The sequence below is a fragment of the Streptomyces sp. NBC_00083 genome, assembly GCF_026343295.1.
Classification (GTDB): domain Bacteria; phylum Actinomycetota; class Actinomycetes; order Streptomycetales; family Streptomycetaceae; genus Streptomyces.
The window spans coordinates 530,026-542,054 of record NZ_JAPELY010000004.1; the positions used below are offsets into that span (position 1 = coordinate 530,026).

Sequence of the window (12,029 nt, forward strand, 5' to 3'; positions counted from 1 at the left end):
GCTTTCGTTAGTAGATGGGCGTTTTGAGTGGAGATGGGGGTTCGGGTTACCAAGGTGGTGCGACCCGGTGTGCCGTTGTGTGCGCCGGGTCCCCGCTTGCCGCCAGGGCCCGCTCGACGAACCCGCCCGGCGGCGGTCCCCGTCCCCGTCAGGAAGTGCTTCCGCATGCTCCGGCTCGCCCCGTTCCGCTCCGCCCGCCCGTCCCGCTTCCCGCTGCGCACCGCGGGAGTCGCCGCCGTCGCCACCGCGATGGGGGCCGCCTCGCTGCTCGGTACCGGTGTCGCCGTCGCCGATCAGGCGAAGGCCACCTCGCTCGCCCCGGCCGCGGCCACCACGAGCGCGGTCGCCGGCCAGGCGAAGGCGCAGGCCAAGGCCGCCACCGCGGCGAAGCGGGCCGCCGCCGCCAAGGCCGCCTCCTGGGTGCACCCGGTGCAGCGCTACACGCTGAGCGCCTCCTTCGGCCTGGGCGGCACGATGTGGTCGCACAAGCACTCCGGCCAGGACTTCGCGGTGCCCACCGGCACGCCGGTCTCCGCCGCGCACGCCGGCACCGTCGTGAAGGCGGGCCCGGTCGGCGGCGGTGACGGTCCCGCGTACGGCAACGCCATCGTGATCCGGCACGCCGACAACACGTACTCGCAGTACGCCCACCTGTCGAAGATCAACGTACGCATCGGCCAGAGCGTGGCCACCGGCGAGCGGATCGCGCTGTCCGGCAGCACCGGCAACTCCAGCGGCCCGCACCTGCACTTCGAGATCCGCAAGACCGCGAACTACGGCTCGGCGGTCAACCCGGTCGCCTTCCTGCGCACGGTGGGCGTCACCGTCTGACCGGTCCCGCCCGTCGGGCCCGCACCCAACAGCCCTAGTGCGGGGACGTGTTGTGGTGCGCCTGGGTCACCAGGTCGCTGGCGACTTCGAGGACGCTGACGCGCTTCTCCTCGGGGTCGCCCTCCATGTCCTTGAGGACGAACATCCCGGCGTGCATCGAGAACAGCGCCGTGAAGCACCGGATCCGGTCGGCCATCGAGGCGTCCGGATCCTTCAGCAGGTCGACCATCGCGTGCATCCGCTCCTTGAACATCTCGCCGATGCTCAGCTCGCGCATGGTCGCCTGGTTCTCCTGCATGAAGCGGAACAGCGGCTCGGCCCCGAAGAGGGCCTCGCTGTAGCGGCGCAGGATCTCCAGTTTGACGTCGAGGGTGCCCGGCTGCGTCCGGCCCCACTCGATCACCTCGTCCATGGGCCTCGTGAGGTCCTGGAAGAGGCTGATGATGATGTCTTCCTTGGTCTTGAAGTGGTAGTAGAGCGCCGCCTTCGTCACATCCAGCCGCTCGGCGATCTCGCGCAGCGAGGTCTTCTCGTACCCCTGCTCGCCGAAGAGCTCCAGGGCAACGTCCTGGATCCGCTGGCGGGTGTTTCCTCTGGCCATGCCGCTCTCCCGAATGCGTACGGCCGCCGTCCCCCGGCGGCCGTGCCGTGGAGCCACTTACTTACTTGACGCCCGGCTAGTTAGGGTCTACCTTCCCCAGTGTAGTGGTAACTAGCCGGGCGGCAAGTAAGTGCCTCACCCGGTGGACGGCAGGTTCAGGGAGTTGGGGACGATGGCGACGGGGATATCAAAAGAGCAGGCTGCGGAGCCGGGGGTGAACGACGGGCCCCAGCCGCGCAGCGTACGGGTCGTGCTGCTCGCGCTCATGATCGCGATGCTGCTCGCCATGCTCGACAACATGATCGTGAACACGGCGATGCCGACGATCGTGGGCGAACTCGGCGGCTTGGAGCACTTGTCCTGGGTCGTGACCGCCTACACGCTGGCCACCGCCGCCTCCACCCCGATCTGGGGCAAGCTCGGTGACATGTACGGGCGCAAGGGCGCCTTCCTCACCTCCATCGTGATCTTCCTGGCCGGCTCCGCGCTCAGCGGCATGGCCCAGGACATGAGCCAGCTCATCGGCTTCCGCGCCATCCAGGGCCTCGGCGCCGGCGGCCTCATGGTCGGCGTCATGGCGATCATCGGCGACCTCATCCCGCCCCGCGACCGCGGCAAGTACCAGGGCATGATGGCCGGCGTCATGGCGCTCGCCATGATCGGCGGCCCGCTGGTCGGCGGCGCCATCACCGACCACCTCGGCTGGCGCTGGACCTTCTACATCAACATCCCGCTCGGCGCCGTCGCGCTCGCCATGGTCACCGCCGTGCTGCACCTGCCCAAGAAGCGGGCCCGCGGCCGGATCGACTACCTCGGCACGATCCTGCTGACCGTCGGCATCACCTCGATCGTGCTCGTCACCACCTGGGGCGGCCAGCAGTACGCCTGGGGCTCCGCGATCATCATGGAGCTCATCGCGCTCGGCATCGCCTCGATCGTCGGCTTCCTCTTCGTCGAGACGAAGGCCGCCGAGCCGATCGTGCCGCTGCACATCTTCCGCAACCGCAACTTCTCGCTCATGTCCGGGATCGGCTTCCTCACCGGCTTCGTGATGTTCGGCGCGATGCTCTTCCTGCCGCTGTACCAGCAGTCCGTGCAGGGCGCCTCCGCCACCAACTCGGGCCTGCTGCTCCTGCCGATGCTGCTCTCGATGATGGCCGTCTCGCTGATCGCGGGCCGCGTCACCACCAACAGCGGCAAGTACAAGATCTTCCCGATCATGGGCGGCGCGCTGGTCGTGATCGGCCTGTTCCTCCTCTCCACGATGGACACCACCACGACCCGGTTCATGTCCGGCGTCTACATGGCGGTGCTCGGCGCGGGCATGGGCTTCCTGATGCAGATCACGATGCTGGTCGCGCAGAACAGCGTCGAGATGAAGGACATGGGCGTCGCCTCGTCCTCCACGACCCTCTTCCGTACGCTCGGCTCGTCCTTCGGCGTCTCGATCATGGGCGCGATCTTCACCACCCGGGTCGGCGACGAGATGAAGCACCGGCTCGGCTCGGCCGCGTCCTCCGGTGCGGGCAACCTCGCCTCGGCGCAGCTGGACCACGCGAGCCTGCTGAAGCTGCCGGCGCCGGTGCGGGAGGCGTACCAGTACGCCGTCTCCTCCGGTACGCACGGGACGTTCCTGGTCGGTTCGATCATCGCGGTGGCCATGTTCGCGGCGGCGTTCTTCGTCAAGGAGGTCCCGCTGCGCGGGTCCGCCGCCCCGGCCCCGGGCAAGGAGCCGGCCCCGGAGGACGTGGCACCGCTGTCGGAGCCCGCGCTGTAGTCACCGGCACCCCGCTGCGACCCCGCCGCCTCCCTGGTCCCGCCTGTGCGGGGCGGGGGAGGCGGCCTTTTTCTTGTGCGGCCTCCTGCACCCCGCACGCTGCGGGCTGGGCTCAGCCTGTCCAGCTGCTCGACCCCGGCCCGTGCGGGCCACCTCAGCCGGTCCGGCGTTTGAGGACGAGCGCCGTTCAGGCGCGTTCGGGGTCTGGGGCGGAGCCCCAGCAACCCTGCCTTCGTCTGCGGGCCGTGCGGGGCTGGTCGCGCAGTTCCCCGCGCCCCCAGGTGGGCTGACGTTGGCGGTATGCCCAGGCTCGGCATCCTCAGCCCGTCCGGCGTTTGAGGACGAGGGCCGTTCAGGCCTGAAACGGGGTCTGGGGCGGAGCCCCAGGCGACCCCGCTTTCGTCTGCGGATCGTGCTGGCGTCTCGCGCAGTTCCCCGCGCCCCTAGTAGGGCACCCGGTGTCGCGTGCCAGCATGCACATACTCAGCCTGTCCGGCGTTTGAGGACGAGCGCCCTTCAGGCGCGAACGGGGTCTGGGGCGGAGCCCCAGCACGCCCGCCTTCGTGTGCGGGTCGTGCGGGGCTGGTCGCGCAGTTCCCCGCGCCCCTGTAGGGCACCCGGCATCGGCATACCCAGCCCGTCCGGCGGTGTGGGCCGGGGCTGGCTACGGGTTACGGGCGGGCTTTGACGACGGGGGCTGTACCGGGAAGCTGCCCGTGTTGGTCGGGGCGTGTTCCGGGAGCCAGAGGACCGCGATCGCGCCGCCGGCACCCGCACCCGCGCCGCCCTCGGGGGCGACGTTGCGGAAGGTGAGCCGGGCGCCGAGCACCCGGGCCTGGCCCGCGGCGATCGTCAGGCCGAGGCCGTGCCCGTTGCCCGCCCGGTCGCTGGACCCCGTGCGGAACCGGCTCGGTCCCTCGCGGAGCAGCGCCTCGGGGAAGCCGGCTCCGTGGTCGCGGACCCGTACGACACGGCCCTCGACGGTGACCTCCACCGGCCCCCCGCCGTGCTTGGCGGCGTTGCCGAGGAGGTTGCCCAGGATGCGTTCGAGACGGCGCGGGTCGGTGGAGACCCAGGACTCGTGGACGACCCGTACCGTCGCCGCCGGGTCGAACGCCGCGACCCGCCGGCTGACGAACTCGCCCAGCGCGATGTCCTGCAGCTCGGCCCGCTCGGACGCGCTGTCGAGCCGGGCGACCTCCAGGACGTCCTCGACCAGGGTGCGCATGGCCTGCGCGCGGTTGCGTACCAGCTCGGTGGGGCGGCCCGGAGGCAGCAGCTCGGCGGCGGTGAGCAGCCCGGTGACCGGGGTGCGCAGCTCGTGCGCGATGTCCGCGGTGACCCGGCGCTCGGCCTCGATGCGCTCCTGGAGCGCGTCGGTGAGCGCGTCGACGGCGCGGGCGAGCTCATCGGTCTCGTCACGTACGAAGCCGCCGATGGCGTCCCGCACCCGGACCTCCGTATTGCCCTCGGCGACCTTGCCCGCCGCGTCGGCCGCCTTGCGCAGCCGGCGCGAGATCTGGCCGCCGATGAGGATGCCGAGGGCGCAGCCGCCGAAGACCACCGCGACCGAGCCGATGACGAGGGCGCGGTCGAGGTCGGCCATCACGTTGGAGCTGCGGTCGGTGAAGGTGGAGTGCAGCGACAGGACGTCGCCGTTGCCCACGGGCACCGCGGCCCAGATGTCGGGCGGCCCGCTGCCGCGTTCCTGCACGGAGGAGACCTTGCGCCCCTGGAGCGCCTTGGTCTTGAGGGTGACCGGCAGCGCGGGATCGTTCAGCTTGGTGCCGAAGCGGACCCGCTTGTTGCTGGTCTCGTAGTAGTTCTGCGCGAAGTTGAGCCGTTCCATCTGCACTTCGCGGGCGTTGTCGAGCATCGAGACCCGGGCGGCGTTGTGCACGACGAGGCTCAGCGCCATCACGGTGAGCGCGCCGACCGCCGTGATCGCGATGCTGATCTTCCAGCGGACGCCGGTGCGCAGGGAGGGGCGCCTCATGCGAGGTTCTCCTGTTGGGCTCGGAGGGGGTCGCGGCCGGGGGTCCGGGGGTTGGCCCCCGGGTGGTACAGGCAGCGGACGCCGGTGCGCAGGGAGGGGCGCCTCATCTGTCCCTCATGCCTTCAACTTGTAGCCGAAGCCACGGACGGTCTCGATCCGGTCCTGCCCGATCTTGGTGCGGAGCCGCTGCACATGGACGTCGACGACCCGGGTGTCGCCGCCCCACCCGTAGTCCCAGACCCGCTCCAGGAGCTTGTCGCGGGAGAGGACCGTGCCGGGCGCCGAGGAGAATTCGAGCAGCAGCCGCATCTCGGTCGGCGTGAGGGCGACGGTGTCGCCGCCCTTGCGGACCTCCATGCCCTCGGTGTCGATCTCGATGTCGCCGAAGGCGAGCACCCCGCGCTCGGGCGCCTCGTCGGAGGTCTCGGTGGCGGCGCCGGGGCCGCCCGCGTGACCGAAGCGGCGCAGCACGGCACGGATCCGGGCGACCAGGACGGCGCCGTCGAAGGGCTTGGTGACGTAGTCGTCCGCGCCGGCCTCCAGGCCGAGGACGACGTCGATGGAGTCGGCGCGCGCGGAGAGCATGATCACCGGCACGGTCGACTCGTCACGGATCCGGCGGCACAGACTGACCCCGTCGAGGCCCGGCAGCATCACGTCGAGCAGCGCGATGTCCGGCCGGTCGGCGCGGAACGCCTCAAGACCGGAGAGCCCGTCGGGCATGGCGGTCACGGTGAAGCCGTCCCGCTCAAGGGCGAGCTGGGTGGCTTCACGGATGACGTCGTCGTCCTCGACGAACAGGACATGGGTTTCGGCCATCGCGCTGCTCTCTCAGTTCTCCGGCTCAGTTCTCCGGCGGTCCGTTCTCCGGCGGTCCGTTCCGGCGCCCCGCGGTCGGGCCGGGGCTCCGGACGCAGTACCAGTCTGCGGCATGCCCGCCCCGGCGCCCGACGCCCCCGGCGGCCGGGTCAGGGAGTGGCGGGCACGGGCGCGCTGGTCCCGCCGTCGCCGACGGCCTTGCTGTAGTCGTTCTCGACCTGGCTCTGCTGGGCGAACTTACCGCTCGCGCCGCCCGACCAGTGATAGGTCGTCACGACCTCGCTCGACGCGAAGGCGGGCTTGTCGCCCGGCGCGTACATCTGCCGGGTCACCACCAGGTCGCCCCGGTCGATCTCGGCGTAGACGGGGGTCTCCTCGGCGGTGAAGACGTTGTCGTACGAGGACGAGGTGCCCGCGGTGCCGCCCGCGCGGTACACATAGGCGCCGAGACCCACGGCGTCCGCGCAGTTCATGACGTTCACGATGACGTCCTGCCCGGTGGTGCCGGTCAGGTGCCCGTACGTCACGTCGATGGGGTACTCGTCCTTGGTGCAGGGCTTGAGCTGCGCCTTCACCCGGGCGCTGACCTTCGGGTCGGCCTTGAGCAGCCGCACCGGATCGACCTTCTCGAAGGGCGCGGGGCTCGACACGCTCGGCGACGGAGTCGCGTGGGCCACCTTGTCGGGCTGGGCGGCCTCGCCCTCGTCCCGGGTGCCGGTACCGCCCGTGGAACAGCCGGTCATGAACAGCCCGAGGGCGGAGATCCCGGCCAGTGCCGTGGTCCCCGCCGTCAAAGCGCTCCCCCTGTGCCTGCTCAGGCCGCGCACCGCTCCCGCCCCTTTACGTCGCCCGTGTAACCGTGCTCCAGCGCACGGAAGTCCAGCTCGCGGCTCTCCAGCTCCTGGCGGAGCCGGGCCAGCGCCCGGTGCAGCGTGCTCTTGACCGTGCCGGCCGACATGCCGAGGGCCGCGGCCGTCTCCTCGGTGCTCATCTGCTCCCAGTGTCGCAGCACGACGACGCTGCGCTGCTTGGGGGCCAGGACCTTGAGGACGTCCATGAGCAGGGCGCGGTCGGCGCGCTGCTCGGAGCCGTCCTCGACGCGGGCGTCCGGCAGCTGCTCGGTCGGCACCTCTTCGAGCTTGCGCGCCCGCCACCACTCGGTCCGAGTGTTGATCATGACGCGGCGCAGGTAGGCGTCGGCGAGCGTCTTGTCGGCGATGCCGTCCCAGCGGCCGTAGGTGCGGGCCAGCGCGGTCTGGAGGAGGTCCTGCGCGTCCACCGGGTCCGGAACCAGTCGCCTGGCACTCCGCAGCAGCGCGTCCTGCCGGGTGCGTACGTACTCCTCGAACTCAAGCACCTCGCCCTGCGCCATACCCAACCGCCTCCGTCGTCCCCGTGAGCTGGTCCCGCTCGTCCCTGCTGGTCGCTTACGGGAATGAAGCTACGGACGACTTGTCACGGGCCTGTGCGGAGGAGCCGTCGGCCGACGCACGGTGAGCCATCGGTTGTGTAACAGCCGAGGTTTACCGCCGTTTTCCAGGGGTAACGGCGCTCTTCCGGACGTTACGGGCGCAGATGGACAACGGTGTCGGCAACGGTGTCGGCAACGATGTCAACGGGGTTCGGACAACGGTGTCGAGGGCCCGCGGGGAGCCCGGCCCCGGGAGGGCCGGGGTTCCGTCAGGACTGGGGCAGCCGGTACAAGCCGCCCTCAAGGGGCTCCACGAGGCCGTCCGCGACCAGGCCGTCGAGCGCGCGGGCCCGCTGCACCGGCTCGTGCCACACCGCGTCGAGCGCCGCCTGCGGCACCGAACCGGTGGCCTCCCGCAACACCGCGAGCAGCCGGCCGCGTACCTGCCGGTCGGTGCCCGCGTACGTCTGGCCGCGGCGCGCGGGGCCCTCGTGCGCGGGCTTCCCGGCCAGCCGCCAGGCGCACCGCCCGGCGATCGGGCAGCGCACGCACGTCTCGTTCTTCGCGGTGCACACCAGCGCGCCGAGCTCCATGGAGGCCGCCGCCCAGCGGGCCGCGGTGACGTCGTCCTCGGGAAGCAGGGCGCGGGCGAGCCGGCGCTCGGCGGCGGTGGTCGCGGTCGGCGGGTACTGCACACCGGTCACGGCGCGCGCGAAGACCCGGCGCACATTCGTGTCCAGCACGGCATGGCGCTGTCCGTACGCGAAGGAGGCGACCGCGGCGGCCGTGTACTCGCCGATGCCGGGCAGCGCAAGGAGCTGGGCGTGGTCGGACGGTACGTCGCCGCCGTGGCGTTCCGTTATGGCGAGGGCCGCGCCGTGCAGGCGCAGCGCCCGGCGCGGATAGCCGAGCCGGCCCCAGGCGCGGACCGCCTCGCCGGGGGCGTCGGCGGCCAGGTCGGCCGGGCGCGGCCAGCGCGCCAGCCACTGCTCGTACACCGGCAGGACCCGGCTGACGGGGGTCTGCTGGAGCATGAACTCGCTGACCATCACGCCCCAGGCGCCCGCTTCGGGGCGGCGCCAGGGCAGGTCGCGGGCGTGCTCGCCGAACCATCCGATGACGGATTCGTGGAGGACGGCGGGCTCGGTCGTCTCGGTCGTGGACACGGGGGACACGGGGGACACGGGGGGCGTCGTCGGCAGAATGTTCATCGCAGAGCCGATCCTGGCACGACCGGCCGTCGAAGGGGGCGCGCGGTGCGCCTCAGCGGCGTGCGTGCTGCCTGGCGTGCACACGTGCGCCGGGTCCCGCGAACCACGCGACCGCCGACACCTCACTCGTACGCATCGACTCGGCCAGCCTCCGCACCGGCCGCGTGCCCGCCTTGACGACGAGCAGCGCGATCAGCGAGCCGAGGATCAGGCCGACCGCCACGTCGTGCGGGTAGTGCACCCCGACGAAGACCCGCGAGAAGGCCATGGCGAGCGCCATCGGCACGGTGAGCATCCAGATCCGCGACCACGCGAGGGCGAGGCCGACGGCGGCGGCGCCCGCGATGGTGGCGTGGTTGGAGGGGAACGACCAGTCGCCGTGGGCGGGGCAGGCGATCAGCGAGGTCGCCGCGCCCGCCACGGCCCGGCAGGGCCGCTCCTCGTCGATCAGCGACTTGATCACCTCGCTGCACACGTAGGCGGCGGCCGTCGCGAGGGGCGCGAGCAGGGCCAGGGCGAACGACGTCGTGTCCCTGCGGCGGGCCCGCCACCAGGCGCAGACGAACAGCACGCCGAAGAGCAGCAGGCCGAGCTCCGTCCAGACCTCGACGAAGCTCTGCACCCAGGACGGCATGTCGTGGGCGAAGTCGGTGATGTTGCGGTAGAGCTCACTATCCATGGTGACGGACAGTATGAATGATGAAGGAGCGGCGACCACGAGCCGACCACCCGGTGGCCGCCGGGCGACGGGAACATGACATCCCCGGCGCGGACGCGGGCCGCTCCGGGATGATGATCCGCAAAACTTGCGCGGAGTAGCGGCGGGTGGGGCGGGAGTTGGCGCCGATCTCTCGTAAGGTTCGGTGCGTGGGATCACTGCGCAATCCGGTCGGGCCGCTTCCCTCCTCCATCTACTGGCGACGGAGGGCGGTCGCGCTGTCCTTGATCGCCCTGCTCGCCGTCCTCGTCCTCTGGGCCGTCACCTCCGGCGGCGGCAGCGGGAACCGGGGCGGCGGCACCAACAAGGGCCCGGATCCCACGCATTCGATCACCCCGGGCCCCTCCGGCTCGGGCCCCGCCATCAGCACCGCGCCGGGCGGCCGCGACCAGTCGGGCGGCTCGGGCGGGTCCGGTGGTTCCGGCGGCTCGGGCGGTTCCGGGGGTTCCGGCGGCTCCGGCGGGGCCAACTCCGCTGACGGCGGCACGAGTACGGGCTCGGGCGGGTCGGGCGGCTCCGACTCCGGTTCGGGCGGCGGGAGTTCGGGCGGCGGCGTCGGCGACACCGGGACCCGGGTGTCGGCCGGGTCGAGCCTGCCGACCTGTGCGCCGGGCTCGCTGAGCCTGGTGCTGCGCAGCACGAAGACGTCCTACGAGCCCGGGGAGAAGCCGCGCATCGAGGTCGTCCTCAAGAACAACGCGTCGTCGGCGTGCAAGGCGGATCTCGGGCCGAAGGGGGCGGTGGTGACGGTGACCTCCACCGCCAATGACCGGGTGTGGTCCACGGAGGACTGCGTCTCGGGTGACGCCGGGGCGTTCTTCCAGGTGCCGGGGGCCTCGTCGATCACCCACACCGTGGAGTGGGACCGGTCGAAGTCGGCGCCGGGTTGTGCGACTCCCTCGGCGGGGGCGGTGGATGCGGGCACGTACTTGGTCGAGGCCCACTTCCCCGGCCTCCCGGTGGCCCGCGCCTCCTTCGCCCTGGCCAAGGACTAGCCCCTCCGGGCCCACCCCTTTCGCCTGCCCCCTCATGCCGAGTGCCGAGCACCCGCGCAGTTCCCCGCGCCCCTAAAGGCGTCGGTCGTCCGCGGACCGTGGACGGCTGGTCGCGCAGTTCCCCGCGCCCCTAGGAGCGTCGGTCGTCCGCGGGCCGTGCTCGCGTCTCGCGCAGTTCCCCGCGCCCCTGTAGGTGACCCGGCGTCGTGCCCCTGGAGGCGTCGGCTGAAGGTGGCAGGGTGCCCAGACCTGGCATCCTCAGCCTGTCCGGCGTTTGAGGACGAGCGCCCTTCAGGCGCGAACGGGGTCTGGGGCGGAGCCCCAGGGAGCTGGGCCTCGCCGACGCCGCCGCACGGGAGGTGGGTGGGAGAACGCGCGAACGGGGTCTGGGGCGGAGCCCCAGGGGGGCGGGACCAGCCAACCCCGCCGCGCGGGTGGGTGGGCAGGAAACCCCCCGCCCTCCTACACGTACCGCTCCAGGATGGACGACTCCGCCAAGCGGGACAGGCCCTCGCGGACGCTGCGGGCCCGCGCCTCCCCGACCCCGTCGACGGTCTGGAGGTCGTCCACGGACGCGGCGAGCAGCTTCTGCAACCCGCCGAAGTGCTCGACGAGCCGCTCGATGATCGCCCCCGGCAGCCGCGGCACCTTCGCGAGGAGCCGGTACCCCCGCGGGGACACCGCCGAGTCCAGCGTCTCGGGCGAGCCGCTGTAGCCCAACGCCCGTGCCACTATGGGCAGTTCGAGCAGCTCCGCATGGGTCAGGTCGTTGAGCTCGCGCAGCGCCTCGTCGACCGTCCGCGACCGCTTGGCGGTGGGCTCGGGCACGTAGTCCCGCACCACCAGCTCCCGCTCCGGCTCGACCCCGGCGATCAGCTCGTCCAGCTGGAGCGAGAGCAGCCGCCCGTCGGTGCCGAGCTCCACCACGTACTCGGCGATCTCCGTCGCGATGCGCCGCACCATCTCCAGACGCTGCGCGACCGCCGTCACGTCCCGGACCGTCACCAGGTCCTCGATCTCCAGCGCGGAGAGCGTGCCCGCCACCTCGTCGAGGCGCAGCTTGTACCGCTCAAGGGTCGCGAGCGCCTGGTTCGCGCGGGACAGGATCGCCGCCGACTCCTCCAGGACCCGGCGCTCCCCGTTCACGTACAGCGCGATCAGGCGCATGGACTGGGAGACCGAGACCACGGGGTAGTTGCACTGCTTCGAGACGCGGTCCGCCGTGCGGTGGCGGGTGCCCGTCTCCTCCGTGGGGATGCCGGCGTCGGGCACGAGCTGCACTCCGGCCCGGTGGATCTTGGTGATGTCCTTGTCGAGGACGAGCGCGCCGTCGAGCTTGCACAGCTCGCGCAGGCGCGTCGCCGCGAACTCCACGTCCAGGACGAAGCCGCCCGTGCACATCGAGTCGACCGTCTTGTCGAGGCCGAGCACCAGCAGACCGCCGGTGTTGCCGCGCAGGATGCGCTCCAGGCCGTCGCGGAGCGCGGTGCCGGGCGCGACGGCGCTGAGCGCGGCCCGCATCAGTGCTTCGTTACCGGAGCCTGTGCCGGACTTTCCGGGTGATGATGCCCGGTCGTTGGCTGCCACTGCACTCCTCCGGTGTTGCTCATACGGCGCGTACTGCTCGCGAGCTGCTTGCGTACTGCTCGTACGGACGGGCGAGACCAGGG

Annotated in this window: 12 protein-coding genes; 3 read left to right on the top strand and 9 right to left on the bottom strand. The window is 71.7% G+C overall.

What is annotated here, in order from left to right:
- Positions 1 to 165: 165 nt before the first annotated feature.
- A complete protein-coding gene (locus OOJ98_RS32520) occupies positions 166 to 831 on the top strand; it encodes a M23 family metallopeptidase (protein ID WP_267058690.1) in 666 nt (221 codons plus the stop codon).
- A gap of 34 nt (positions 832 to 865) precedes the next feature.
- Here the strand turns inward: OOJ98_RS32520 and OOJ98_RS32525 are convergent, their stop codons facing one another.
- Both OOJ98_RS32525 and OOJ98_RS32530 read right to left on the bottom strand, forming a co-directional pair.
- Positions 866 to 1,432, bottom strand: coding sequence for a TetR/AcrR family transcriptional regulator (locus OOJ98_RS32525; RefSeq protein WP_267058691.1), 567 nt, complete (start codon positions 1,430 to 1,432; stop codon positions 866 to 868).
- 135 nt (positions 1,433 to 1,567) lie between these two features.
- Positions 1,568 to 1,699 (bottom strand): hypothetical protein, encoded by a 132-nt coding sequence (locus OOJ98_RS32530; protein WP_267058692.1) that lies wholly within the window; start codon positions 1,697 to 1,699, stop codon positions 1,568 to 1,570.
- Here OOJ98_RS32530 and OOJ98_RS32535 point away from each other — a divergent pair.
- Positions 1,683 to 3,209, top strand: coding sequence for an MDR family MFS transporter (locus OOJ98_RS32535; RefSeq protein WP_267058693.1), 1,527 nt, complete (start codon positions 1,683 to 1,685; stop codon positions 3,207 to 3,209). The genes OOJ98_RS32530 and OOJ98_RS32535 overlap by 17 nt on opposite strands.
- A gap of 664 nt (positions 3,210 to 3,873) precedes the next feature.
- Here OOJ98_RS32535 and cseC read toward each other — a convergent pair.
- From cseC to OOJ98_RS32565, 6 genes are all read right to left on the bottom strand, one after another.
- Positions 3,874 to 5,205 carry a two-component system sensor histidine kinase CseC gene (gene cseC, locus OOJ98_RS32540; protein WP_267058694.1) on the bottom strand — a complete coding sequence of 444 codons (1,332 nt, stop codon included), beginning with the start codon at positions 5,203 to 5,205 and terminating at the stop codon, positions 3,874 to 3,876.
- Between the two features lie 114 nt (positions 5,206 to 5,319).
- Positions 5,320 to 6,024 (bottom strand): two-component system response regulator CseB, encoded by a 705-nt coding sequence (gene cseB, locus OOJ98_RS32545; RefSeq protein WP_267058695.1) that lies wholly within the window; start codon positions 6,022 to 6,024, stop codon positions 5,320 to 5,322.
- Between the two features lie 149 nt (positions 6,025 to 6,173).
- Positions 6,174 to 6,818, bottom strand: a complete 645-nt coding sequence (locus OOJ98_RS32550; RefSeq protein WP_323177959.1) for a hypothetical protein — start codon at positions 6,816 to 6,818, stop codon at positions 6,174 to 6,176.
- 20 nt (positions 6,819 to 6,838) lie between these two features.
- Positions 6,839 to 7,396 carry a SigE family RNA polymerase sigma factor gene (locus OOJ98_RS32555; protein ID WP_267058697.1) on the bottom strand — a complete coding sequence of 186 codons (558 nt, stop codon included), beginning with the start codon at positions 7,394 to 7,396 and terminating at the stop codon, positions 6,839 to 6,841.
- Positions 7,397 to 7,704: 308 nt separating this feature from the next.
- Positions 7,705 to 8,646: an A/G-specific adenine glycosylase gene (locus OOJ98_RS32560; RefSeq protein WP_267058698.1), complete on the bottom strand. Its 942-nt coding sequence runs from the start codon at positions 8,644 to 8,646 to the stop codon at positions 7,705 to 7,707.
- 52 nt (positions 8,647 to 8,698) lie between these two features.
- Positions 8,699 to 9,325, bottom strand: coding sequence for a phosphatase PAP2 family protein (locus OOJ98_RS32565; protein WP_267058699.1), 627 nt, complete (start codon positions 9,323 to 9,325; stop codon positions 8,699 to 8,701).
- Between the two features lie 188 nt (positions 9,326 to 9,513).
- Between OOJ98_RS32565 and OOJ98_RS32570 the strand changes: the two genes are divergently transcribed.
- Positions 9,514 to 10,359: a hypothetical protein gene (locus OOJ98_RS32570; protein WP_267058700.1), complete on the top strand. Its 846-nt coding sequence runs from the start codon at positions 9,514 to 9,516 to the stop codon at positions 10,357 to 10,359.
- Positions 10,360 to 10,821: 462 nt separating this feature from the next.
- Here OOJ98_RS32570 and disA read toward each other — a convergent pair whose 3' ends face one another.
- Complete coding sequence (gene disA, locus OOJ98_RS32575) at positions 10,822 to 11,946, bottom strand: DNA integrity scanning diadenylate cyclase DisA (protein ID WP_267058701.1); 1,125 nt, start codon at positions 11,944 to 11,946, stop codon at positions 10,822 to 10,824.
- Positions 11,947 to 12,029 lie beyond the last annotated feature (83 nt).